This is a genomic window from Parabacteroides sp. KHUB-02 (assembly GCF_056640955.1).
The window spans coordinates 3,621,893-3,648,112 of sequence record NZ_JBWQEV010000001.1 but is presented as its reverse complement, the minus strand read 5'-3'; the positions used below and the strand labels follow the sequence as shown (position 1 = coordinate 3,648,112).

The 26,220-nt window shown below is 45.8% G+C and carries 16 protein-coding genes; all 16 read right to left on the bottom strand.

Annotation, left to right across the window (positions count from 1 at the left end; translation table 11 throughout):
* Positions 1-223 precede the first annotated feature (223 nt).
* On the bottom strand, positions 224-880 hold the full coding sequence (locus ACYIA1_RS15755) for a hypothetical protein (protein WP_009016515.1): 657 nt from the start codon (positions 878-880) through the stop codon (positions 224-226).
* A gap of 457 nt (positions 881-1,337) precedes the next feature.
* Entirely contained in the window at positions 1,338-2,528 is a 1,191-nt protein-coding gene (locus tag ACYIA1_RS15750; RefSeq protein ID WP_288632439.1) for a cyclically-permuted mutarotase family protein, read from the bottom strand.
* Between the two features lie 3 nt (positions 2,529-2,531).
* The gene (locus ACYIA1_RS15745; protein ID WP_347511737.1) at positions 2,532-4,607 is read right to left on the bottom strand and encodes a GDSL-type esterase/lipase family protein; all 2,076 of its coding nucleotides are present in this window, start codon (positions 4,605-4,607) and stop codon (positions 2,532-2,534) included.
* A 21-nt stretch (positions 4,608-4,628) separates the two neighbouring features.
* Positions 4,629-6,647 carry a family 20 glycosylhydrolase gene (locus ACYIA1_RS15740; RefSeq protein WP_413639566.1) on the bottom strand — a complete coding sequence of 673 codons (2,019 nt, stop codon included), beginning with the start codon at positions 6,645-6,647 and terminating at the stop codon, positions 4,629-4,631.
* Positions 6,648-6,658: 11 nt separating this feature from the next.
* Positions 6,659-8,281, bottom strand: coding sequence for a sialidase family protein (locus ACYIA1_RS15735; RefSeq protein ID WP_005863836.1), 1,623 nt, complete (start codon positions 8,279-8,281; stop codon positions 6,659-6,661).
* A gap of 137 nt (positions 8,282-8,418) precedes the next feature.
* Complete coding sequence (gene nanU, locus ACYIA1_RS15730) at positions 8,419-9,984, bottom strand: SusD family outer membrane lipoprotein NanU (RefSeq protein ID WP_005863837.1); 1,566 nt, start codon at positions 9,982-9,984, stop codon at positions 8,419-8,421.
* Between the two features lie 25 nt (positions 9,985-10,009).
* A complete protein-coding gene (locus ACYIA1_RS15725) occupies positions 10,010-13,285 on the bottom strand; it encodes a SusC/RagA family TonB-linked outer membrane protein (RefSeq protein ID WP_480335817.1) in 3,276 nt (1,091 codons plus the stop codon).
* A gap of 47 nt (positions 13,286-13,332) precedes the next feature.
* Positions 13,333-14,583 (bottom strand): MFS transporter, encoded by a 1,251-nt coding sequence (locus ACYIA1_RS15720; RefSeq protein ID WP_005860494.1) that lies wholly within the window; start codon positions 14,581-14,583, stop codon positions 13,333-13,335.
* 103 nt (positions 14,584-14,686) lie between these two features.
* Entirely contained in the window at positions 14,687-15,889 is a 1,203-nt protein-coding gene (locus tag ACYIA1_RS15715; RefSeq protein WP_195283909.1) for an AGE family epimerase/isomerase, read from the bottom strand.
* 3 nt (positions 15,890-15,892) lie between these two features.
* A complete protein-coding gene (locus ACYIA1_RS15710) occupies positions 15,893-16,810 on the bottom strand; it encodes a dihydrodipicolinate synthase family protein (protein WP_008773239.1) in 918 nt (305 codons plus the stop codon).
* Positions 16,811-16,951: 141 nt separating this feature from the next.
* Positions 16,952-18,160, bottom strand: coding sequence for an ROK family transcriptional regulator (locus ACYIA1_RS15705; protein WP_005860500.1), 1,209 nt, complete (start codon positions 18,158-18,160; stop codon positions 16,952-16,954).
* A gap of 200 nt (positions 18,161-18,360) precedes the next feature.
* Positions 18,361-19,656 (bottom strand): HlyD family secretion protein, encoded by a 1,296-nt coding sequence (locus tag ACYIA1_RS15700; protein WP_044547477.1) that lies wholly within the window; start codon positions 19,654-19,656, stop codon positions 18,361-18,363.
* A 14-nt stretch (positions 19,657-19,670) separates the two neighbouring features.
* Positions 19,671-21,866 (bottom strand): peptidase domain-containing ABC transporter, encoded by a 2,196-nt coding sequence (locus tag ACYIA1_RS15695; RefSeq protein WP_480335813.1) that lies wholly within the window; start codon positions 21,864-21,866, stop codon positions 19,671-19,673.
* A gap of 36 nt (positions 21,867-21,902) precedes the next feature.
* On the bottom strand, positions 21,903-23,048 hold the full coding sequence (locus tag ACYIA1_RS15690; protein ID WP_057317666.1) for a 6-bladed beta-propeller: 1,146 nt from the start codon (positions 23,046-23,048) through the stop codon (positions 21,903-21,905).
* A gap of 1 nt (position 23,049) precedes the next feature.
* On the bottom strand, positions 23,050-24,243 hold the full coding sequence (locus tag ACYIA1_RS15685; protein WP_158532672.1) for a 6-bladed beta-propeller: 1,194 nt from the start codon (positions 24,241-24,243) through the stop codon (positions 23,050-23,052).
* A 545-nt stretch (positions 24,244-24,788) separates the two neighbouring features.
* Positions 24,789-26,216 (bottom strand): Gfo/Idh/MocA family protein, encoded by a 1,428-nt coding sequence (locus tag ACYIA1_RS15680; RefSeq protein ID WP_008773243.1) that lies wholly within the window; start codon positions 26,214-26,216, stop codon positions 24,789-24,791.
* Positions 26,217-26,220 lie beyond the last annotated feature (4 nt).

Below are 26,220 nucleotides of genomic sequence, written 5' to 3'. Positions count from 1 at the left end.
TTTTTACCTACCAGAATTGTAAGCGATGAAAACGAATAGCTAAAACGATGGTTTAAGCTAGTCGTTTTAAAGAAGCACTTAGGAATGAAGATGTGCTTTTCCATCAGATTGATGAGCGTACATGATTTGGAACAGGAAATTTAATAGCAAACGAGAGCCCGTATCTAGCCGAGGGAGAAACGAAAACGATCTTGATTGATGCAGGATAAAGAAAAATGTAAACTTAATGTAAATAAAGTATTGGTTTCTGGGAGAAATGAAACAGAGGCGAGTCCATTATGTTTCTTTTAAATTCTTGAATATTTTCCATAGTAGAATCTTCTAGTAATATTAATATAACATTGTTTTCTATATTAATTTCAAAATTACTTGTTTTTAGATTTTCCTTTAATAAGTACTTATTGCGATTAAAGACTGTATTTAATTGGTTTAGTGTATCTCCGAGCATTTTTAGAGAATACGAACATTTCTTTATTTTGAAATCTTTATTACCTATTCTGTTTATAATATCACTTTTTGTATATATGTTGTCTAGTGAATCTACTATATTCACGAATAATAGGTTATTCTTATTTATATAGCTTCCTCCATAATATAGAGGAAAATCAAAATTTCCAGTTTTCCTGTAAAAACTATGATCAAGACGGATTTTCCTTTCTTCTAATATCTTGAATATAGAGTCTTTTCTGAATATAGAATCTTTTTCTATGAGAAATTGTAAGTTCTTATTTTCAATAGTTGTTTCTTTATTTGTGTCTATTATATATGCTAAATTCTTCTTGTCTTGATTATTTGTTTGTTGAATATCATTTTCTTGTTGTTGATGATTACCTGAACAACTTATCAATAGTAAAATGAATATTTCGAAATATATTTTCATATACAAAATTATATTACACAAAGGTATGTAATTAATGGCAATTATGTACCTTTGTGTAATTGAAATCTTCTTTTCCCATCATGGCCAATAATGTGCTGCAATTTGAGGCGTATCCGGATGTGTAGGTTATCGCATACTTATTTTTAAGGTAGGCTTATTGTATATTTCCATATACGCTCTTGTTTCCTGTCGTGTGATTCAGTAAAAACATGTACGTGTTTCCCGAAAAACATGTACGACTTTTTCCAAAAACACGTACGTGTTTTGCGGAAAGTATAATCGTCTTTTTAAGATGTTTATGTTCAATGATTTATATAAGAACATTATTTACGTGCTTATTGTCTAGGATTTACCTTGGGATACGTATGCTCTAAATAGACTCCGGATACTTAAAATCGGGTGGAAAAAGTAAACAGGGATCGTTGGCAAACTTACCAGCGATCCCACTAAATCCCTATTATAATTTCGCTTGATTCACTTGCGGCGTGCGGATACCCGGTTTCAATTCTCCGTTGATGATGGTTAATCGGCCATCTTGGATAACCGCTCCCGCTCCGGCACGGGCCAACTGCTCATATTCGCCCAGATCGCTCCATGCTTTCGTGGATAGGTCGTATTGAAGTAAGGTGGTATTGAATCGGTACCATTCTACCGGATGGTGCATATAGGCCTTGGCTTCGGCTTGCAGGCGGGTAATGGCCGCTGAATCTCGCGCCGCCTCCGCTTTCGCTAAATGGATCGGTCGGGCGATGGCGGCTAAGAAACAATCGTAGTTCACACCTCCCATAAATAAGATTTTATCCGTTTGGAAAGTCACGGCACAGCCTCCTGTTAGGGTACGGTTCGTTCCGTCCTTAAACGGGGGAAGAACGGTCTCTTGTTGCCAGGTAAAAGTTGCCGGGTCGAATACCAATACATCCGTCGGGACGATCGGTTCCTCTTCGTTTAGGATGGGCTGGAAGCCTCCGGCTAGATAGATACGTGTGCCGTTGGGACTTTCTCCGGTCGCTAATACCGGCTGTACACGGGCTGCTCCCGGGAAGTCCGGTAGTTGTTCCCATCCCTTTTCGATATTCGCTAGGTTGAGGCGTAAGAAGGTATGGCAGGGCTGTCCGTTCTCATTTCCCCCTGCTACGTAAATCTCCTGTCCGGTAAATGCGGCCGAGAGATTATCCATTGGAGACGGTAAGGAGGGTAAGGCACAAACCGCTACCTCTCCTTTCGTGGGGTTATAGGAGATGCGGGAGACCTCTACCAAGGAAGAATCACTGTTGTTTCCTCCGATGCAAACGATACCTTCCGGGGTGGAAACCGTAGCGCCGTAGGCGACGGGACGAGGCAGTCGGTCGATCTCTTTCCAGCCTTCGGGAAGAAGGACGAATATCTCGCTATAATATCGCTTGGCTCCTCCCTCGGTGACGGGTTTGTCCGGAAAGTTGCAACCTCCGGCAACGATCAATACGCCGTTATGGATGCCGGCGAACGGGGCGGAAACGCCAAGGGAAGCCGTATCGGCTGCTCCCGGTAGATCCGGTAATTTTGTCCAGTTTATCATGGTGTTCTGTTTTTTAGATACAGGCTGGCCGCATCCCGCTACGCAGAGTAGCAGGAGGAACAGCCAACCGGTGATTTGTTGTTTATTATGCATAGCTTATTCTTTTATAGCCCGGAATGTAGAGGCCGGCATGCCCGCCTCGTTTACAAGATTCGCTCTCGTGAAGGGTTGCCAGCCGTAGCGTACCAGCTTCGGGTGAGTCACTTGATCGTTCCACACCTTTACTTTCCCGTTCTCTACCACGGCTTGCGCCGGATAGTAAAGTCCTTCCTGCTCGGCGATCTCGAATGTACGGATGGGGTCCCCATCGGAAGTTCTCAAGCCCTTTGCGTAATCGAAAGTGATATAGGCGGCGTTATCGGTAAACGTTGCGCTGCGGAACAAAGGGCCGGATGGGATTACGTTATGTCCGTAGGTCTTGTTCAAGGCCCAATGTGCCAGTCGTTCGCCAATCTCTTTTTTTCGGGTAGGGTGAACGTTTAAAGAATCCCCGCGATCGCTACTAACGGCCATACCCGTATTCGATACGGTTTGCGCCAGGCGGCGTTGGCTGTCCCTGAACCAAGTCCAACTCGGGCGGTCTATGCTGGATAGTTGGACATAGTAGAAAGGCAGGTCTGCGTTCCAATTCTGGCGCCAGCTGTTCACCAATAGCGGGAATAATCGTTCGTGTACTTCCATATTATGGGCGTTCGATTCTCCTTGGTACCAAATAATCCCTTTGATGGGATATCGATGAAGGGGTTGGATACCCGCCTCGAACAGATAACAAGGCTCATACGGATGGCGTTGGAGCGGGTTGGACGCTTGCTTGATGTTTAAGGCCGCCCGTTCACGTACCCAATCTTGGATAAAGTCGTTCTTCGTCCAATCCTGTAAGATATCCGGAAACTCGAATTCCAGTGTTTTCCGGTCGATCCATGCCTCCGTAGGCGAGCCGCCAACAGCGTTCAATATCAATCCTACGGGTACTTGTAAGCTATCGGCCAGCATACGCCCGAAGGCAAATCCTATGGCCGAGAAGCGTGCGGTATTCCGCGTGTCGCATACTTCCCATTGGGCGTCGTGGTAATATTGCAGGCGGTTCAATGAATCCAGTACGGAAGCGTCCCATTCCACGGCGTAGGTCTCCCAGCGGGGCTTTAGGTCGAATAAACGGATTTGCGAGTGTTGTTTCACGTAATCCAATTGTTGCTGTTGTTCTTCCTTTACGCTCTCGTTTACCCGGAACGCCATGTTGGATTGTCCGGAGCATAGCCAGACTTCCCCGGCTACTACATCCCGATAGTTCAGCGTGCGGCTGGGGGTAGAAACCGTTAAGGTATAGGATTTCCCGCTTACCCGTAAGGGATCGAGCGTGACAGTCCATTTCCCGTTCGTACCGGCTACGGTCTCCTTCCTTTGTCCGGCGAGGGTAACGGTTACTTTCTCCCCTTGGTTGGCGATGCCAGATATAGGAAGCGGTTGATCCCGTTGCAAGACCATCCGGTCCGAATAGATGGCAGGAAGCTGTAATCCTCCGTAATCGCCGGTTAGCGCCCCATAAACGGTGCGGGCCAAGATACCGGCACCTTCAGCGTTTGGATGCAATGCGTCGGGCAATAGATCCGGACGGTCATATAATCCTTCCTGCAAATCGACCAAGGTCGCGCCGGCTATCCGGGCGATTTCTTCGATAAGCGCTTGCTCCATCCAGTACCAGTCTCTTGTACCGGATTTAAAACGAGGATGGCGGTGAGATATCGGAGTCATACGGCAAACCCATACCTTGCATTTCGGATTGGCTTTCCGGAAAGATTCGATCAAGGAAAGATAATCCCGAACGAAATCGTCCCGGTAATTCGGCCATGCCCGAGGGTCCGTATCGTTCAATCCCAGATGGATGATCACGTAATCCCCGGCAAACCTCAGTGCCTTTTGATACGCCTCTTGTTGGGTATAAGGACGATATCCCTTGTTTAATAAAGTAGCCCCGCTATGCCCGAAGTTCTCCACTTCGTAGGCATCTCCAAGCATCTGTTGCAATTGGGCCGGGTAGCAGTTTGTTTCCCTGTTCTCGATTCCGTAGCCGTAGGTCACGCTATTACCTACGCAAGCCACCTTGATTCTTTGCGCTTGCCCCATGAGAGCGAAAGCGAGGAAGATGGATAAGATTCCTATTATTTTTCTCATTTCATTCAACCGAATTAGACGTTATTTAAGTTGTTTATCCGGAGAGTAAACCAGTCCTTCCACCGCTTTCTCTCCATCCGGGGTGACGCAAACGAACGTAAACATCCATTTCACCAGACGGACCTCGGGGGTATTGAACGTACCGACCGGAAGCTTCATGAACACCTTGTTCCAGCCTTTTTCCAGATGGACCGGGGTTGGTTTACGGCTTACGCAGTTCTCGTTCCCCAGTGGGATCTCATTGGACTTCTCCCGGTGGGTAGCGGTCCATACGGGGGGCGTTATCTCTTGATCATTTACCCAGATACGGCTTTCTTTATAATCCCATTTCCCTTGTGAGGGAGGAAGATCCATCTCCGAGCGCCCGTAATTCTGGAATTCGATCCACGCCCCTACGTCTTGCGTCTTGGGCGAATAGATCCAAGTCCATGCGTAAGCGGTATGATTCGGCTGCGGGTCCTTATAGACACCGGGAACCAGCGGTCCCCAGACATGGCGCAGGTAGATTCCGGCACCGATGGCGTCGTGCGTGCCGTAGCTTTTCCCTTCATAGGTATATTGCGTCTGAAGCGCCTTTTCCGGAGGGAAAGAGCGGGTCAGTTCCCCATCATTCGGGAAAGGGTCGGTGATACGCCATCTCACGTTGGTTTGCTTGACGTAGGCGAACGGGTATCCTTGGAAATGATGTTCTTTATGCCATAACATCCGCCGCTCAAAATCGACAAATGCCTTATGCTCCTCGTTATCGGGATCGATAGGCAGCATCGTTCCGTTCTTATCGAAATATTGATAGCCGCCGCCCAACCAAGAACGTTCGGCGATCGCTAATAGATTCGGATACAAATTATTCTCCCGGATCAATTTGTCCTCCGGCTGTACGACCCGGTCGTGCCATACGGCAAGGATCGTACCCGCCAAATCATGGCTTCCTTGCGGTTCATTGTAAATACGGCTGGTGTACAAGGCGATTAAGTCGGCGAACGTATCAAAATGGTTGATATAATGGAAACGGGAGTCGATCGCGGGAATGCCCGGTCGCGCTTTTCCCCGGTAACTCCACATTTGCTCCATGTCGATCTCACCCGGCTTGTACTTCCATCCCGGGTTCCAAGAGATCACTTGTTTCCCTTTCGCACGGATATAAGCGACCATCTCGGGTACGAACTTCGGATTGGTAAACTTTACCTCGTCCGTACCGATATGTAAGTAAGGAACCTCCTCGAATACCTCGCAAACCTCGTCCATCAATAGTTTTAAGATCGCCATACCCTCCTTGCCCTGCATATCATGACGGAACGCCCGGATGAAAGCGTCGCTATGCCCCGGCATATCGATCTCCGGGATCAATAGTACGTTATGCTCCTTGCAAAAGCGAACCAGCTCCTTTGCCTCCTCGATCGTGTAATATTTTCCGGGCATACGGCTCATATTGCAGCTGTCGTTCAGCATCGGAAAGATCTTGCTCTCCAGACGCCAAGCTTGGTTCTCCGTGAGATGCCAATGAAATACGTTCATCTTGTAGCGGGAAAGTACCTCGATCTCCCGTTTCAGTTCTTCCATGGAGATATAGCTCCGCCCTACGTCTTGCATGAATCCTCGTATGCGGAAAGCAGGCCAGTCGGTGATCTCGCAACCTTGGATGGAATATTGGTTTCCTCGTCGCTCGGTCAGTTGGCGTAAGGTCTGTATCGCCCAATAAGCCCCTTGCTCGGACACTGCCCGGATGGTTATGCCCCGGGAAGAGACGCTTAGTTGATAAGCCTCCTCGGAGTTGAGGGGGATTCCGTCCAATTTGTCAACCAAGGAAACCTCTATCTTGTATCGGCTGTCCGGTTGGACGCTTACCGGCAGCTCCTCCAAGAATTCCATTAGGATGGAACGGAGTTTCCCTTCGGAAGAAACCGCGATTTCCTTCGGATGGAACGAAGCGTTTGTCCGGACGTATTTTTGGGGCAAGGGCAATAAAACAGGATTCCGGGCCTGTAAAGACCCGGAAATGCCTATATATACAATAAGAATAAGATTCAGTATTGATCTCATAGATTGTTTCTCTAAGGAATAAGATCTGTTAGCTTAATGGCTTGGAAGGTCATATGCGCCACGCTTGACTCGTAGAAGATTCCAACCGTTTCCTTATCGATCATGGAGAGACAGGAATATCCCCAGCCCTCGGCCTCGTCTAATAAGACTTGATGCTCCGTAGGCCAAGTAAGTCCGCCGTCCAGACTCGCCTTGATCGTGATATGATTACGCCCTTTTGTCGTATTCGGGTTGGAGAAGAGTAAAAGGTCTTTGCCGGTGATGTTGTCTTTGGCGTTTACCTTGATCAAGCTGGCCATACAAACGGGTTCCTGCAAGGCACTGCGGCTGGAAGGATGCTCTGTCCATGTCTTGCCTAAATCTTTTGTCGTGGCTACGGCACGGCTACCGCCCCGGTTATCGCGCATATTTAGCATCAATACGCCCGGCTCTACCTCGGCAACTTGCGCCTCCGTGGTATTCGTGCGGGCTAAGTTATGCAGGTGCCATGTTTTCCCGCGGTCTTTGCTATACATAATGCCGGCGTTGGGCACACGGGTAGCGTCGATAAACTGGATCGGGAAGACCAAGGTACCGTCTTGCATCGTGATGCCTCGTCCCGGGCCTTGCAATAGGAAATACCAAGACGGGTCTTTTACTTGAGACGTGATGTTGATCGGTTCGCTCCACGTCTTACCATCGTCCTCACTTTTCACGAGCATAAGTTGGGCGGTCTCGTCCGGTGTCATTCCCGGCATGGAGTTCCACCAAGCCCGTTCGTTACCCATACCATGCGTCCATGCGGCTACTACCCAGATCGTATTGGTCTTTTCGTCTACCAAGATCGATGGGTCTCCCACGCCGTTTTGTCCGTGGGGCAGGCCATCCGTTTGTTTGAAAGTCATGGCTACTCGCATCGGTTCCCAAGTTTGTCCCTTATCGGTACTGCGGCTTACTCCGATATCGATTTTCTCTTGCAGGTCCACGCTGCTATTATAGCGAATATCGTAGACTCCGAGTAATGTTCCGTTATTCGTCGTCACTAATCCCGGGATGCGGAAGGCCGCCGATCCGTCATCCCCGGCTTGGCGTACGCCGATACCTACATGGCGTTCGTCCACCTTTCCTTTCCAAGTGATGTCGATCGGTTTGTTGTTGATCTGGGCGTTAGGTATCGTAGTCGCTACTTTTGCCAATAAGGAAGTCTCAGGCTTCATCTGGATACTTACCCAGAAATAGTTGATGCCTTTAAGCATCGGTTGCTTAGAGGTTAGTTTTACCGTGCGCGACAAGGGGGCGGTAACCTCATCTTGCCGTACGGAATAAGATTCAAGAGCCTTACGGGTATTTCCCGGTATATGGCTGGATATGTACGTAACGGGACTGAAATGTTCCCCTTTGCGGGAAGGAGCTTCCACTCCGCTATAAAATAGACGTATCGCTTGGATGTCCGACAGGTTGACATTGTCTCCGATCTGTATCGTGATCTCGTTTAATACATCCCCTTTTTGGGCCGGTATCCGCATCTCGTAAAGTACATTGTCGATCCGGTCTATCAAGATGGGGATTTGTTGCTCTCGCACATAAAGACTGTCTGCCGCAAAAGCCGTTTGTACGATGAAAAGAAGGCAGAAATACAGGAAAGTTTTTTTCATGATGTTTTTTGTTTGTAGGTTGAAATTAATAGATATGTGAATTCCAAAGGTAGCGATATTCATTCATATGAACAAAGCCCCTTTGGAATTCGTGCCAAAAACCTAGTTATATCCAATCGCCTTAAACCTATGTACGATTAGTATCCGGGAGTCTGTTTCAATGCTGGATTGTTTGTTAATGCATCCTCGTTGATCGGCCACAAAAGACGGGACTCTTGTGCGGTCGTGTATTTCAAGACATATTGATTACCGAAACGTCTCAAGTCATACCAACGCTTGCCCTCGAAGAAGAACTCGCGCAGCCGTTCTTTCAATATAGCTTCCATCACGTTCTCATCGCCCCCCTCAAATGGGTTATCGTTATAGAAACTTCCCTTGTCATTCGGATAAGCGACCTCGTTTTTATGTGCGTTGAAATATTCAGAACCGTAAGCACGCTCGCGTACGGCATTGATCTCCGTGGAAGGATCTTCTCCTAAGAGAGCTTTAGCCTCGGCTAGTAGTAACAGGGCATCGGCATAACGGTAAATAGGATAATCATCCAGCCAGTTACGTTCGTTGCTACCCTCCAATGTTGTTCCTTGGAATTTGTATGCGAATGGAGCGATGTACTTTATGCTTCCGTCTTCCTGTTTTTGATAAACAGCTTTCAAGGTTCCTGTCAGACGGGAATCATTTTCGCGGAAAGTCTTCCAGTAATGATCTTTCTTAACTTGGTAACGCATTAAACCGTGGAAATTATAACCCGGAATTTCCATGAATGGGGTTCCTGATTCATCGCAATAGTTTGCCATGTATTCACGTTGCGGAACCATGTTGTTTCGCCAATTATAATCTTTCCACATGGTGAATTCATCTTTGATACTCTTGAAAGCGAAGATGATCTCGCTATTCTCCTTATTCCCATAGGCGAATACATCAGTAAACTTATCCTGTAGCTTTAGGTTGCCGTTTTGTTGAAGATCTTGCAAAGCAGCCTTGGCGGTAGAATAATCTCCTGTACCTCCACCCATTTGGCGACCACTCCATAAATAAACTTCACCTTTTAGTATCAATGTGGCTGATTTAGACCAGTAGCCTTTTCCATATTTGTAAGAATAATCACTACCGAAAGCATTGACGGAAGCGTCAATGTCTTTCTTGATCTGGTCCATGACCTCACTTGCTGGAGACGCCGCTTTTTCCAAATGAGAGATATCCAGTTCGTTACCTAGAGTAGGTTCGGTTACCAAAATTACATCTCCCCATGAACGTAATAGATGGAAATAAATATACGCACGCATACCATATGCTTCACCTAAGAAGTAGTTCTTCTCATTTTCATCTAATAAGGTAGTCTCGTTGGTCTTACGGATCATGAGGTTTAATTGGTTGATTGTCTCATAGAAATCTCCAAAATTGCTGATGCCCGTAAATTCAGCGTTGATCGTATTATACGGATATCGTTCTACGCCTTGAGTGGCTTCACCTCCGAAAGGCTGGTCGCCATAAATATCGGCACGTGGTTCACCCAGTACGAATATATTATAGCTACGTAAGCGAAGCAAGGAATGCAGACCTGTATTGAATGCCTTGAATTGGTCCGATGATTTCCAATAGTTAGCATCGGAAATACTGCTGACTGGCTCCATGTCCAACGAGGTGCATCGATTGAATGTCAACAAGGACACAGCCACCATAAAGGTTATAAATATCTTTTTCATATGATGTTTAATTTTTATGCGTTAATTAGAAAGTTACAGATACACCCATAAGGACAGTCTTAGGAGTCGGATATCTACCATTGTCGATGCCTTGACCATAATAGGTATCTACGGCTGGTTCTGGTGATACTCCGGAATAACCGGTAAAGTAGCACAGATTTTGTCCGGTGACATAAACAGAGGCGTTTGACATAAACGCTTTATTGATCCATCTTTTCGGTAAGTTCCATGTCAATGTGATCTCGCGAAGTGCCAAGTAATCACCCTTTTCATAGAATCGTGAGCTGTTGTTATCTACAGCCGTAAGTCCGTTGTTGGAGCGGGTGATATTCTTTTTGCTCAATTGATCCGCATAGTAGAATTTCGGGATATCCGTATTCGTGTTCTCTTCAGACCAGCTTTGTTTAACCATGTCGATGATGTTAAATGAACCTTGGTATTGTCCGATAGAGCGTGCGGCCAAGTCGTTATACAATGTATGGCCTAATGCGTAGTCGAAACGGGCGTATAAAGAGAAATCCTTGTAAGAAACGGTGGTAGAGAAACCTCCTGTTACGTTCGGGAAGATATTGCCTACCTTCACACGGTCTAGATTGTTGATGACACCGTCACCATTCAAATCGGCCCAACATACGTCACCCGGCTCGATTTGTTGTTTTCCGGTTTTGTCTTTCAGGGCTTCCCATGCCGCTGGACCATATAATTCACCAATGGCGTCATAACGATTATTTGCGTTTGCTTTTACGTCATCCCAATCTTTGAAAATGTGATCTTGCTTGAATGCGAACAAGTCACCCAGCTTTCCTCCTTCTTGTTTTCCGCCAACCCAAACGACTTCGCCTTTTTTCGGATCCCATACTTGGTATCCACCTTGGCGGTTGTTCTCGTTTCCGTTTGCCGGAAGCTTGATGATCTTGTTGGCTACCGTAGATAAGTTAGCTGTTACGTCCCAACTGAAACCTCCTACATTATTTAAGATGTTAGCTTTTACCTCCATCTCAAAACCTTGGTTACGCAGTGTTCCTAAGTTGGTTTTGATACTTTTGAATCCCGTGTAATTAGGCAAATCCAGATCAGTCAACAAATCGGAAGTCGTACGGTTATAATAGTCTAAGATAATGCTTAAGCGGTTATTGAAGAAACCTATATCCAGACCTACTTCGAAAGACTTACTTTGCTCCCAACGTAAACCGCTATTAACCAATTGGTCATTGTAAAAACCAACGGAATTATTGTAGTTTGTTATGATATTTCCGTCTTTGTCTTTTTGTCCGTAACTACCGTATACGTCATAATAGCCTAATCCGTTTACATTACCGTTTACACCATAGCTGACACGTGGTTTCAGGTTCGAGATAATATCCGCTAATTTGGAGTCCTTGAAGAAATCTTCCTCCATGATGTTCCAACCTGCGGAGACACCCGGGAAGAACCCCCAACGGTGGTCGCTCAGTTTGGAGATACCATCATAACGAGCTACAACAGACAACAGATATTTGAGGTTGTAGTTATAGTTTACACGAGCGAAGCCGGAAAGGATACGATAGCCTTGTTTGTAACTGTATGAATACGTACGGTTACTTCCTGCGTTCAAGGTTGGGATATCATCCGAAGGTGAATTTTGAGTCTTGGCGTTTAACGTATATTGATGCCAATTGAAATACTCACCGCCGACCATGGCTTCCAAATTGTGCTTGTCCTTGAAACTATCAGAATATGTCAAGGTCACACTATGTTGCTGTTGATTTTCCTTTACATATTTCGCTTCAGCCTGGCGCGTTAGGTTCGGTGTGCTAGAGTTCTGTTGTTGATAGGCTTTATCAAATTTATCCGTTTGATTATCTACGTGATACAAAGCGCTATTAGCCTTTAATACTAATTTCTCGGGAATGATTTGCAAATCGAAACCTATGTTGTATGTTGAACGACGGATTCCTTTTGTATTCGTTAGCTTGTCCTTGTAGTAAAGAGGATTACCATCACCGGTACCGAAACCGGAAGCGGGAGATCCATCTTCCATATAGGGGTTCCAAGTTGGGCGTTGGCTCATCGTACGATAGAAGAACTCGTATTGACCGATCCATAATCCCGGCGTACGAGACCAAGTGTAAGTCGCCCCGCCGTTTACAGTTAAGATCGGGAATATTTTATAGGAACCGTTTAACGTTCCGGAGAAGCGTTCGTAACTAGTACCTTTGATCAAACCATCTTCTTTGTAATAACCTAAACTAGCAGCGAAAGTACCCTTATCGTTACCGCCTGTAATGTTCAAATAATGATCTTGCGTGAATGAGGGGTCTTTGAAAGCTGCATCTTTCAATTGGCCTGAATAATCCTTAAATAAAAGTTGCTTTGTAGGATCATTGGGATCTGTCATTTGTTGCCAACCTTCGTTTAACAGACCTTTCGTCGTGTCATCTAGATAGCGAATGTCGAATAAATCGTTACCAACTCCATAGCCCATTTGGTTATCGATACCCGAACGTCCGGTTCGCTTGTATCCTAAGCGATTATAATAGATATAGTCCTCTGCGTTCAAGTAATCATATCCTGTACGGGCGAAGTTTGCTCCTCCTTTAAATTTATAGGAAACGGAAGCTACGCCTTCTTTTCCCCGTTTGGTCGTGACAAGGATTACACCGCCATTCGCACGTGCTCCATAAATGGCCGTTGAGGCAGCATCTTTTAATACTTGGATGGACTCGATATCTGAAGGGTTGATATCTGCCAAAGAGTTACGAACGATACCGTCTACCACTACCAAAGCTCCATTGTCTTTTCCGGTCATGGTAGCTCCACCACGAAGTACGATATTGGGGTCTTTACCCGGCTGGCCACTTATGTTTACTACGCGTAAACCGGAAACCGTACCTTGTAAAGATTGTCCGGCATTGGCCATAGCTGCATTTTCCAGTACGGCGTTATCCAATTTAGAGATAGAGGTTGTCAAGGTCGCTCTCTTTTGTGAGCCACCGTAACCGGTTACCACTACTTCGTCTAGCTGTTCGGCGTTTTCTTGTAGGATCACGTCTACTTTGGCCTTTCCGGCTACTGGAACTTCTTGTGTCTTGTACCCAATGAAAGAAAATACTAATGTGGCGTTCTTGTTGGATACGGTGAGAGTGTAATTACCGTCGAAATCGGTAATCGTTCCATTTGTCGTGCCTTTTTCAACGATAGACGCACCGGGGACACCCATGTTGTAGGTATCCAGCACTGTTCCGGAGACTGTCTGCTCTTGTCCGTACATAAATGCCGGAAGTAGGAGCGCAAGCATTAAGAGCAGTAGATTCTTCTTCATAATGAATTACTTTTTTGTTGTTTATTTAGTTTATTGGATGAGATTAATTAGCATTCGTCGGTCATATTAGCGACTTTCGGACGTAAGAAGATCACTTGGATTAAAAGTGCGATGAGTACCAATCCGGCTAGCATGGCGAAGTCATGGCCAAGATTACCAGCGTCGGTAGATTTTCCTAGTATATCCGTGATGGCGGCTCCGGCAAATACACCGGTCATATTCATAATTCCATAGGCTGTAGCCCGATAACGGGGGGAGATGAATTGGCAAAGGATAGGCATATTATTGGCGTCGAATATACCATAACCGATACCGAAGCAAAGACCACCGCCGATAATCATCGGGAAGTTGTGCCCAAATCCTAGTAATAGGAGAGAGGGTATCGTTAATGCCAAACCAATGGCGCCTGTGTATACACGTCCCCGGACATTCCGCTGGATCCATTTATCGGATAAAATACCTCCGGCGATTACCCCTATAAAGGAAGAGATAGCGATCGTGAATGTAGATAACGGACCGGCCTCGGACATATCCAACGAGAGATTTTCAGCGAATAGGGTAGGGAGCCAGTTCTTTGTCGCCCAACCCGGTAAGCTCGGCGTGGCGAAATAAAGAAGAATGATCCAAAAAGCGATGTTCGTGAATAACATCCCTAATCCTTTAAACGCACCGGAAATCGGATTCTCTTTCGGATAATTTTCCAGTTTTACGGCTTGTTCGACATGATCTTTCTTATCGTGTAAGAAGATGATCAAGACCACGCTATAAGCGATGCCGATGATACCAAACCAATGGAAAGTCGTTTCCCACGTATAAGCGCTGGCCACCGTAGCTCCGAATCCTCCCAAGGCTTGGCCTACGTATAGACCTGTCATATGGATACCTACGGCTAATGACCGTGTTTTCTCTTGGTGATAATCTGTGATAAGCGATAATCCGGCAGGAATATACAGGGCCTCACTGACCCCCATCAAGGCACGTAGGTAATAGATCTGATTGAAATCCGTGCAATACCCCATCATCAAAGTCACGAAGGACCAGACAAATAAGCTACCCACGATTAGCCACTTCCTGTTTACCCTGTCTGCCACCATACCGGCTACAGGGCTCATGAATCCGTAGATCCAGAGGAAGACTGCCATCAAACGTCCGAAGTTCGCCGCAGACTCTAGTTCCACGATATCCACCATCATAGCTGATTTCATGGTTGATAGCATCTGGCGATCCATATAGTTCAGTAAGGCGACAACCCATAGTAAACCGACTACGATCCAAGGATATAATTTCTTATTTTTCATTTGATTGAGGAAAATAAAAAGGAAAACAAAGCCTTAGAAACATTAGGAGCCACGGTTGTGACCCCTGATGTCAATTGACCAATTTTCAGTATTTTAGATAAAGTTATTTAGAAAGAATTTCGTCGCAGAGTAAACTACATTTGAGAAGCATTCTAGGAATGTGGAACGGACCTTTGAATAGATTGCCTTTGGCAGATTGAGAGACACTACCATCGAAGTGTAGGTAGCCATACCATTCCCCATATTCTTTGTCGGGGAGATGATTAAATGTGTAATCGTTTATTAGTTTGTGCATTTCGAGATATTTGGCGTCGCCAGTCGCTTGGTAGGCGTAAAGCGTAGCGATAACCGCCTCGCATTGTGGCCACCAAAACTTCATGTCGTGCCAATACTCTTGGGGAGGGAAGTTTTTGCAATCCTTGAAATAGTTGATTCCGCCGTACGTCTTATCCCAGCCCCAGTCCCAAGACCAGTTGAGGATTTGTAAACCCATCTCTTTCAGTTGGGGGTCCCATCCTCGGTATTTGGCCTCTTCCAAGATAAACCATGCGGTCTCGATGGAGTGGCCGGGATTGATGGTACGCCCGGCGATAGAGTCGATAAACTCACCGTTGGGTCCTACTGTCTCCAAGATAGCCTTGAATTCGGGATGCATGAAATCACGGCGTAACTCGGCTATGGAATCATCGATTTGTTGTGTAAGTATGGGATCGTTTATGGCCTCACGGATGCGTGCCGCCGTATCGATCAGTATCATGCAGAAAGAATGGCCTTTCGCCACGAGACCTTCACGAAATTTAGGCTCCAATAATCCCGGGGTATTCTTATAGTGCAATACTTGCTTGAATAAGTTCACGGCCTTCTCGGCATAGCCTTTGTCACCTGATGCCAATGCATAGTGGGCCATGGCGATCGCTGCGAAAGTCTCGGAGAATACGTAACGGCGTTTACGTACAGGGATGCCTGCCGCTGTTACCTCGAAGAACATACGTCCGTCCGTATCAAAACAATGTTTCTCGATGAAATCGATACCGTTTTTACAGGCTCTCAGCCATTCTTCGTTCTTCTCAATGTGATTATAGGCATATGCCAAGATAAAGGCGAATCGTCCTTGGAACCAAACGGATTTAGTAGAGTCCATCAGAGTACCATCCCGGTCTACGCAAGTAAAGTAACCGCCGTTCTCTTTGTCCAGTCCGTATTTCATCCAAAAAGGAAGAATATTGGAAAGAAGCTCATTCCGATAGGTCTTGCCCCAATAAGCTAGATATTCCGATGGATTAGATAAATTGTCAAACGCTGCCATACCTTAGAATTTATTACATCTTTCAAAGAAATTGATAGCCTCTAATTCCGCTTTCATCGCGGCCTCTTCTTCGTCCGTCATATTCCGGAACGGGGTACGGTTCTTGCCGAGATCTAATCCGATCAATTTCATGATGCGTTTTCCTCCGACGATATTACCACGGTAATTGCAGATAACGTTAATAACCTCCTGAGAGAAGTTTTGTCTCTCGCGAGCTGTCTCTAAGTCACCGGCTGCCCAAGCCTCTAGGATACCGGTTAATTCTTTTCCGTTATAGTTTGTGGTACCACCGATACCTCCTTGCGCTCCACCCATCGCAAGGCAAGGAAGAATCGTTTCATCCTGTCCGTGCAACATGTCGAATTTACCATCCTTGTATAAACGACATTGATTGTATTCGTATAAGCTCTCGTATGTATATTTGATACCGGCGAAATTAGGGATACGCCCGTCTACTGCTTTTAAGAAATCCAGCATAGGGAGGAAAGCGTTGTTAAACGCAGGGATATGATAGTAGTAAAACGGTAAGGCAGGAGCGCCGCAAGCGATCTCCTCGCAGTACTTTACCAATTCCTCAATTCGACCGATACGAGGGAAAGGGGTAGCCATAGCGCCAATACCCCAAGCGCCGATCTTTTGAGCATGTTCCGCTAAATTACGGCTAGACTTAACGCATGTGCTACCTACGTGCACGATTACCTTAAAGCCTTCCGGAGCTGCTTCCATCCATTTCTCGGCCAATTTCATGCGTTCTTCCTCTGTCAGCATATAACCTTCTCCGGAAGAACCATTGATGAACACGCCTTTCAGTCCGTTTTTCACAAGAAGTTTCGCATAAGCTTCAATTGGCTCGTAATTAACTTCCCCGTTCTCATGGAACGGAGTGAAGGGAGCATCGATCAGTCCTTTAATTTTATCCATACCTGCGTTATTTTTATGAGTTTTAACCTCTAATTTTAATTATGATGCAAATATAAATAAAATAATTTAATAATACAGTAGTGTTTTATCGAGAAAATGAAATAATTATTTATTTTTTATTTAATTCCTTTGAAATACATATTAAATCATACCTAGAATTTTAGATCGAGATAGCAGGCAGGCTCCTAATATACCCGCTCTTTCACCTAATTTGGATACTTTGATCTGTGTATCACGGGTTACCAAGTTCAAAGAGTACTTCCTGACGGCACTTTTAATAGGTAGGCTTAAATATTCTCCCGTCTGCGACAAGGGGCCGCCCAGTACGACCAGTTCCGGATTGAAAATGTTCATCAATCCGGCTATTCCTTTACCTAGATTAAAACCGATCTCCTCCAGTATCTCAATGGATAGCATATCCTCTTTGTGAATGGCGTCGATCAAGTCAGAGAGCCCGATGTATTCCCCGGCATCGATTTTACTGGCCAATATGGTGTTGCTACCCTCTTTATACCGCTCAAGGAGGGTACGGTATAGGGCAGAACCGGAAGCTCCAGTCTCGAGGCATCCTTTTTTACCGCAATGGCAAAGAATCTCATTCTCGAAGAAGCTGAAGTGCCCAAATTCTCCGGAGAAGCCTGATTTCCCGAAATAAACCTTGCCGTCTATGATGATACCGATACCTAATCCCCAAGATATATTGATGAATAGGATATTTTTTTCTCCTTTTACGACTCCTTGAAGATATTCGCCGTAAGCCATGGAACGGGTGTCATTCTCTATATAGATCTTTATATGTAGTTTTTCCTCAAGGATTTGAGACAAGGGCTTCTCCTCAAAGTAAAAAATGCTATAGCTATATCCGGCGAAAGGATTTACCCGTCCGGATATATTAATGCCAATGCTTAATATCTTTTCCCTTGGGATCGGCAACGAGTTTATAAATTCATTGATACATTCGCAAAGATGGTCTAAAGCGGCTGGTGTGTTTTCGAGTGTATAAGGGATATTCTGCTCAATGCGGATCTTATCTCCCTTAAAATCTAATATGGCTAGATTCAGTTGATCTTTCAGTATATCTACGCCCACAAAATAGCCGGATACGGGATTGAGCCCGTAAATACTAGGTTTACGCCCTCCGCTAGTCTCTTGTTTTCCAAAGTCGAGTATATAACCGTCCTCTTGTAATTCGCTAATTAGCTTAGTGACGGTGGGGATACTGAGATTCATTTCTTTACATACCTCCGCTATAGTAGCGTCTCCATTGGCCATATAATAATGTATGATCTTCTTTTTCAGAAGGCCACTGCGAGTATTGTCATCGGACGAGAGCAAGAACTTAGTTGTCATGGTTATACCTTTATTGAGTGATTAGGGCAAAGGTACAATAAGTTTTTTCAAAAACTAAGCGTAATAAAATAAAATTTTTTCATAAGGAGCTATCTTAATTGTAAGAATTTGTAATAGAAGTTGAATGACATAGTCTGCGGCGAACTCTGTCACTCGTGACATCTGTGATAAACGCATAGGAAAGAAAGGATAATATTACACTAAAATCCTTCTTTCACGATCCGTTTGATCGGGAGGAAGAATCGTTCGATCAGGCGTAATTCTTCCGTTACGATCTCTGCGGAGGCTTGCGTCTCGGGCGAGACGGGCAGGTCGATACCGTAATTGGTTCTCAGACCCTCTGGAAAATCGATATCCGCCGTATAGTACTCGTCGGTGGGGACCAATGAGATATTCGATACCACGCCATTTACCACTCCAAACTCCTGATCCGGGAAATTGGAGAAACGGACGATCGCCCGCTGGCCTCTCCGGACTTTTCCCGAGCGTGCTATCGGTATGCGCACCTTCCCCACCAGCCGGCCCTCGCCTTGCGGCACGACGGTGAAAGCCACCTCTCCGGATGGGATATACTGGTTCTCATTCCAGTACTTAGTGAAAGTTACGACACCCCCTACCGGGGCGATGAGGCAATAACGTAACCTCCACTCGTTCATGCTGTTCAGCAATTGTTCCCGGGCGGTCTGTAATTCCTGCCGTAGCGTAAATTCTTTCTCGCTCCGCTCCAGCGTCAGATCCAGCAAGGATTGCTCTTGCTCCCCGATCTGTATCCGGAGATTCTCGGCCGAGGCTGCCGCCCCTTCCAGCGAATAACGGCTTTGCAGCAGGGAAGCCCGTGCGGTCTCATGCTCGTAGGAGGAAATCACGGACCGGCTATACAATAATGAATCCCGGGCGTATTGCCGCCTTGTCAAGGCGAATTGCTCCGAGAGGGTCTTCCGCTGCCGTTCGGTCTCGTTATAGTAAGCCTTATACAACGCTATCTGTTTGCGGATGGAGGTCATTTTTTGCGGATAATAATCGATCTCCCTGTAATTGATGCAGGCATGGAGCGCCGAGAGTAGTCCCGAGTAAGCCGCTTGCATATCACCCAGCGATAGCTCCTTGTACTTTGATAATGCCTTGTCCAGGCTATCCACGTCGCTTCCGGATCGTTCCAACGCCTTATCCAGATAGATGGCATCGTCCGTGTCGGCGTGATTCTCTATGACCGCCAGCCAATCCCCCTGCCTTACCGGGCGATTATCCCTCACGAGCAGCTCCTGTATCTTTCCCGCTGCCCGTGTCACTACCGCCGTCGCGGGATGTTGCCCCGTCAATGTCATGTCTGCCGTGATCACGTCAGGATATTTGAAGAAACAGCTTCCCACCAGCAATGTCACGACCACGAGGAATAACAGCGTTATCCCCCACCGTACGATCCAGGCCGGCACTTGCCCCATCACCTCCTGTACCTCCTCGCTCCTCAGTTCTATGTCCTTATTTCTCTTCTCCAACTAATTTTCAATTCTCAATTCCCAAGCTCCAACTGATTCTTCACCAACTTATAATAAGTCCCCCGCAAGGCCGTGAGTTCCTGATGCGTCCCTTCCTCCACGATGCGTCCCTTGTCCAGCACCACGATCTTGTCCGCGTCACGTACCGTGCTTAGTCGATGCGCCACGACCACCACCGTCCGTCCTTTGTAGAAGGCGTGCAACTGCTCCATGATCTCCCGCTCGTTGTTTGCGTCCAAGGCGTTCGTGGCCTCGTCCAGGAAGATGAAGTCGGGATTCTTGTACACCGCCCGGGCGATCAGGATCCGTTGCCTCTGCCCTTGGCTTACTCCATTGCCCTCCATGCCGATCTTCGTATTATAGCCCAGCGGGAGCGAATCGATGAAATCCCGGATATTCGCCACCGTCACGGCATGAAGCAGGCGTTCCTTGTCCACCACCTCTTCGCCGGGGGCGATGTTGTTGGCGATCGTATCCGAGAAGATAAAACCATCCTGCATGACCGAACCGGTCTTGCTACGCCATACGTGCGGGTTCAGGTTCCTGAGGGAGGTATCGCCGATCCTCACGTCCCCCTTGTTGGGGTTGTAAAAACCGAGCAGGAGTTTCACGATCGTCGTCTTCCCGCTCCCGCTGGCCCCTACGATGGCGGTCACCCTGTTATGGGGTATCGTCAGGTTGATATCCTCCAGCACGTAATCCCTGTCCGCCCCGTCATAGCTGAAGCTGAGATTTTCCAGCCGTAGCGTCCTGTCATCGGGGAGAACATTCAGCCTTATCCCGCCTACCTGTTCCTCGTCCTCCTTCCCGTGTATCTCGCCGAGCCGCTCCAAACTGATCTTCGCGTCCTGTAAGGACCGTGAGAAATCGATCAATTGCTCGATAGGTGAGGAGAGCTGCCCCACGATGTAGGTCGCCGACATCATCATACCCAGCGTCATATCCCCTTGCACGACGGCCCGTGCCGCGATGAAGGAGATGAGTATGTTCGTGGTCTGGTTGAAAAAGACCGCCCCGAGTTGCTGATATTGTTGTAACGCCAACCCCTTGATCCCTATCTTGAAAAGTTTTACCTGTATCCGTTCCCATTTCCATCGCATCTTGGTCTCGCAATTATTGAGCTTGATCTCCTGCATTCCGGTGATGAGCTGGAATAGGTTGCTTTGCTCCCCGGCCGCCTGCGAGAAACGCTTTACGTCCAGCTCCCTCCTCCATCTCATGAAGGCGAGTACCCACGCCACGTATAACCCGTTACCTACCAAGAAGAGTCCCAGTATCGTCCAGTCGTAATAGGCCAGCACGAACCCGAACACGATGAAGTTGACGAAAGAGAAGAGCGTATTGATGGATGTCCCCGTCATGAAAGCCTCGACGCGGTCATGGTCTCCGATGCGCTGCATGATATCGCCCACCATCTTGGTATCGAAGAAATGCAAGGGCAGGCGCATCAGCTTGGCGAGGAAATCGGAGATCAAGGCGATATTGATCCTCGTGTTTACGTGCAGCAATATCCAGCTCCGTATGAAGTCCACGGATAGCTTGGCGATAAAGATCACCAATTGAGATATAAGGATCAAGGTTATGAAACTTAGGTTGTTGTCCCGTATTCCGGTATCCACCAGGCTCTGCGTGAGGAAAGGCAGGATGAGTTGCAGTACGCTGGCTGTCACCATGCCCAGCACGAGCTGTGCCATCTCCCTTCTGTAGGGCGATATATATCGGAAAAAGAATCCGAGGTTACGTTTCCTGTCTCTCCTCTCGTCCTCCATCCCGTAGAACTCCGGCCCCGGTTCCAGCAAGAGCGCCGTCCCGGTATCCTGTCCGTCCACCTTGGTGCTGACCCAGCACCGCTTGAACTCCTCCCTCGTATAGGTGATAAGTCCCGCCGCCGGGTCCGCTATGTAGAACTTCCCTTTCTTTATCTTGTAGCAAACCACGAAATGCCATTGGTTCCAGTGCAGTATGCAGGGTAGGGGACATTCCTTTTCCAATTCCTCCACCGTGATCCGCACGCCCTGTGTTCGGAACCCGATCGCTTCCGCCGCCTCGCTGATACCCAGCATGGAGACTCCTTCCCGGGTGATGAAGGCTTTCTCCCGTAAGTTCTGGATCGAGTACACACGGCCATAGAACTTGGCGATCATACGGAGGCAGCTAGGACCACAGTCCATAGAATCCAATTGCTGATAATGTGGAAACGATCTTAGCATAAATTAAAACATTAGGATATAGACATGATTTAGTTCTTATTTCTTATACTTGATCAGCATTATGACGGGATTGGAATCCTCATTTAATTTCGCCGCGATTTCGTTTAGCCTGCCTTTGAGCTTCCCTTCTTTATAAGCCTCAATCAATTCAGGCGCATCAAAGGGATACCAGTTCGCAATATCTTGATTAATAGATGAAATCCAATAGATCGGTCTTTGATATAAAAAATCAGTATTATATATTTGATATTTGAATATAGAATCTTCCTGTTTGTCGTATACCAACCTACTCACCGGTATTTTTCTCGTTTTAATATCGAGTTTTTTTTCTACGGTTCTCATAAAATAATAACGGCTTGTCACCCCCTCTACAAAAAGAAATATTTCTGTATCCATGGAATATATAGAGGGTGTCCTCACGATAAAAGGCTTAATATGACCGTTTGGCGAATAGGAATATAGGGTATCGGATGAGAGATTCATAAGTATCCAATTATCGGAAGTGGCGGTTGTAGCAAAAAAAGTAGGAATTACTTTTTGATCATTATCTCCGAATATAACCAGTGTTTTCTGTTCTTTAGAAGGAATTGTAATTTTCTGGATAATACTTCCGTCATACTTTGAGATAATCAAATGATAAGGCTGTTGGTCTGCCACCATTCCATAGCCTTTGTTATCATAAGTGATCAGATTATCCTTGTCATAATTAAAAACCTTAAGGTAGTCACTCTCGGGGTCTAGGAAATTAAAGCTTCTTTTAAAGTCCCCGTTTAAATCATATACTGATATTTTCCCTGTATGTGTAACAAATAGCTCATTGTTTTCCTCATCTAGTGTAATTCCTGCAATCCCCGGATATTCCTCGACACCTTGTCCTAAACGGTTTATTTTCCGTATAGCTTTCCCCGTTTTCCGGTCAAAAATGAATATGTTCCCGTCGTTTGTGTTGTTTTTTACTATTATAAATTTTTCGCCGATATCCATGACATTACCATGTGTGATAAATTCGTCAGTTGTTTCCAGCGCAATATATTCTACATCCATAATATCCTGAAGGATTAGCTCCTTTTCTGGGTAATCTTTGCTAACATTGATCGTGACAAGCTCGTCTGTCGATTGCTTATCTTTTCCACATCCCGCTAAGGCAAAGAGGAGGACTGCTGAAATTAAATTTACTTTCATGCTAGTATTTATTTTTCTTGTGTTTTATCAGCATAATCACCGGATTGGACTCTTCATCCAATTTAGCCGCAATCTCTTTCAGTTTGCCCTTCAGTACTCCTCTCCCGTAAGCCTCGGCAAGTTCGTGGGCTTGCAATGACTGTCCGATTACGAATTCCGGATCTAAAGGTCTCGACGTCATATCCACTTCTCTTTTGCTGGTATAATCACCATTGTATATTTTAGGTATGAATAAAGAATTTTCCAGTCTATCGTACATCAAACCGGAAATTGGAAACCCTCTCCCTGTTTCAAAATTAAATTCCGCTTTCAACAGGCTCATGAAATAATAACGGTCGGTAAAAACGGTTGGTATAAGAAATACTTCAGGAGGATCCATGGAGTGTATGGAGGGGGTTCTTACGATAAGGGGGATTGTCGTATTAGCATCCGGCAAATAGTGGTATATGGTATCGGATGATGTCTCCATAAGTACCCAATTGGTATGATCTGGAACTATTTGATACATGGCGGTTGGAACTGGAGCGGCCCAGTTCTCCCAGTTTTCCCCGTCTCTTGCGACCGGGCTTTTAACTTCATCAAAAGGAATTGATATTTTCCGGGTGATACTTCCATCCTGTTTGGAAAAGATTAAATAATATGGAGGTATGGCGTTTGACGGGTTTTCCAGACTATTATCCGGTACATAAGAGATCAAATTTTCCCGGTCGTAATTAAATGTATTTACATGAGATTCCGTACCTGCGGCTTTGAAACTCCTTTTAAAATTTCCGTCTAGATCATATACTGAGATTTTACTTCCGGTATAGGCTATGACAAATATTTCCTTGTTTGCTTCATCCAGAACAATCTCCGTAATACCTATATATTCCTCGCCACCTTGCCCTTTCCTGTTTATCTTCTTCAAGGCTTTGCCGGTTTTTCTGTCAAAAACAAACAAATTCCCGTCGTTGGCCCAGTTGGTTATTAATATAACTTCTGCACCAATGGCCATTACTTTGCCTTGGGTAACAAACTCATCATTTGTTTCCAATGGGATGTATTCCACATCCATGAAATCCTGTAGTGTCAATTCCTTTTCAGGATAATTCTTTGTAACATCAACTGTGATGAGTTCATTTGTTGATTGTTTATCTTTTCCACATCCCGCTAACGCAAAGAGGAGGATCGCTGAAATTGTGATTATCCATTTCATTATTCTTACGATTTAAGGTTAAACACTTAGGGCGATACGTTCGCTCAATTATGCCTAGTCACAAAAATAGGTTATTTTTTCTCGTGATCCCTTCTTTTTGTTCAAAACTTATAGCGATGAATGGAATTCTATCCGTTATTTACATAATTTCGGCACAGGCTTAGCAATGGATGTTGTTTCTCCTCGCTATCTTGTGGGTCACTTATCAAAAGGTCAAATAGTTCGTTTATTTCCGGGTCGTTGATTCCCAGATCATCCTTTTCGGACTCCAGATACCAGCTGCCCCATGTTGTTATAATACAAATCTACAAGTGTACTTCTGTTGATGCTTACCCTGCATAACCTTCTCGAAATAATCTTTACTTTCCATAATCTTACTTTTTTAAGTGTGGAGGCAAAGGTACTGAATCGGATTAACAATATCTTACGCTCTATCGGTGGCTTACTTTTTCAAACTGTTAAGTTTTAGCGGACAGTAATAATATTGAAACATAATTACAGAAACCTGTGCTTGGATAGATTTTAAATAAACCATTTTATGCAAATTATGACATTTCCGACAGATTCCAACCTGCACGATAAGTATGTTTGATCAATTCGGCAGCAAATTCTTTCGCATGAACCGGATCTGACATTTTTGCATTGAATGAAGGATGCCCCGCTTTGATTGTAAAACCATTTACGATCATCTGTCGGATTTTTTCATCGTCGCTGATATTTGTAAATTGCATGTTCGTCCCGTCCCATTCCAATATTTTATTCAATGATTGCAGACGGACAGCCAATATTCCCATCAAGATCATTTCGTTAAATACTGCTGCTTCTGAAAAATCCGACTTTGTTTTCACCCTGTTCTCCGGACTTTCCTTGCAGGCGCGTACCCAATCCTGTTCATGACCACCATCCATCGCCCGGTCTACACGGCGAATTGTCTTGGGGACATCTGGCACACGCCCAGATAACAACCATGGCTGAAGACCATAAGAACCACAAATCAACGTATCTTTCGTGCCATGGAAAATCGTCAATCCACCGGCTATCCCCATGAGCGGACGTTCCTGTGGAAACCCTTCCGGGCGTTGGGGCATAAATCCACCATCATACCAATGTACCTCGACTTCCGGAAAATCCACTTTCGCCATCCTCTTTCGTGCTGGATACACGAATTTCACATATTCTGACTGCGGGGCACAATCGATGAACAAAGGGGAGGATGCCGCCTCCACAGATACAGGATACCCCAATTTAAGCGCTTTAAAAGCGGGATGCAAAACATGGCAACCCATGTCTCCCAAAGCACCGGTTCCGAAATCCCACCAACCACGCCAGTTCCAAGGATGGTATATCTTGTTAAACGGCCTCATTCGAGCTGGCCCGATAAACAAATCCCAATCCAATGTCGCCGGAATCTTGTGCGCTTTGGTTGGCGTTTCCAATCCTTGCGGCCACATTGGGCGATTGGTCGCCACTTCCACTTTCTTCACTTCACCGATCTCACCGTTCCATATCCATTCACATACCCAATCGACATCCTCGCCGGAAGCTCCCTGGTTTCCCATCTGCGTGGCAATCCTGTATTCGGAAGCCAATCGGGAAAGCAATCTTGACTCATAAATCGAATGTGCCAACGGTTTCTGGACATACACATGTTTGCCCAATGTCATAGCGGTAGCAGCGATAATGGCATGCGTATGATCGGGAGTCGCCACTATAACCGCTTCGATATCCCTATCCATCTCATCAAACATCCGGCGAAAATCTTTATATTTCCCAGCTCTCGGAAAACAGTCCAAGACCGGCTTTGCATATTTCCAGTCCACATCACAAAGAGCAACGATGTTTTCTGTCTCAAAAACATGCTGGATATTGGTGATTCCCATACCGCCAATACCAACGACAGCTATATTCAGTTTGTCCGATGGAGCTGTATGCCCGTGGCTTTTACCTAAAATAGAGTTCGGTGCGATCTGCATGTTA

What these genes read in the sequence shown, in the direction of transcription:
- ACYIA1_RS15715 (WP_195283909.1), bottom strand. Translation starts at nt 15,889, where the DNA reads ATGGCAGCGTTTGACAATTTATCTAATCCATCGGAATATCTAGCTTAT.
- ACYIA1_RS15720 (WP_005860494.1), bottom strand. Translation starts at nt 14,583, where the DNA reads ATGAAAAATAAGAAATTATATCCTTGGATCGTAGTCGGTTTACTATGG.
- ACYIA1_RS15705 (WP_005860500.1), bottom strand. Translation starts at nt 18,160, where the DNA reads ATGACAACTAAGTTCTTGCTCTCGTCCGATGACAATACTCGCAGTGGC.
- nanU (WP_005863837.1), bottom strand. Translation starts at nt 9,984, where the DNA reads ATGAAAAAGATATTTATAACCTTTATGGTGGCTGTGTCCTTGTTGACA.
- ACYIA1_RS15710 (WP_008773239.1), bottom strand. Translation starts at nt 16,810, where the DNA reads ATGGATAAAATTAAAGGACTGATCGATGCTCCCTTCACTCCGTTCCAT.
- ACYIA1_RS15690 (WP_057317666.1), bottom strand. Translation starts at nt 23,048, where the DNA reads ATGAAAGTAAATTTAATTTCAGCAGTCCTCCTCTTTGCCTTAGCGGGA.
- ACYIA1_RS15740 (WP_413639566.1), bottom strand. Translation starts at nt 6,647, where the DNA reads ATGAGATCAATACTGAATCTTATTCTTATTGTATATATAGGCATTTCC.
- ACYIA1_RS15750 (WP_288632439.1), bottom strand. Translation starts at nt 2,528, where the DNA reads ATGCATAATAAACAACAAATCACCGGTTGGCTGTTCCTCCTGCTACTC.
- ACYIA1_RS15680 (WP_008773243.1), bottom strand. Translation starts at nt 26,216, where the DNA reads ATGCAGATCGCACCGAACTCTATTTTAGGTAAAAGCCACGGGCATACA.
- ACYIA1_RS15745 (WP_347511737.1), bottom strand. Translation starts at nt 4,607, where the DNA reads ATGAGAAAAATAATAGGAATCTTATCCATCTTCCTCGCTTTCGCTCTC.
- ACYIA1_RS15695 (WP_480335813.1), bottom strand. Translation starts at nt 21,866, where the DNA reads ATGCTAAGATCGTTTCCACATTATCAGCAATTGGATTCTATGGACTGT.
- ACYIA1_RS15685 (WP_158532672.1), bottom strand. Translation starts at nt 24,243, where the DNA reads ATGAAATGGATAATCACAATTTCAGCGATCCTCCTCTTTGCGTTAGCG.
- ACYIA1_RS15735 (WP_005863836.1), bottom strand. Translation starts at nt 8,281, where the DNA reads ATGAAAAAAACTTTCCTGTATTTCTGCCTTCTTTTCATCGTACAAACG.
- ACYIA1_RS15725 (WP_480335817.1), bottom strand. Translation starts at nt 13,285, where the DNA reads ATGAAGAAGAATCTACTGCTCTTAATGCTTGCGCTCCTACTTCCGGCA.
- ACYIA1_RS15755 (WP_009016515.1), bottom strand. Translation starts at nt 880, where the DNA reads ATGAAAATATATTTCGAAATATTCATTTTACTATTGATAAGTTGTTCA.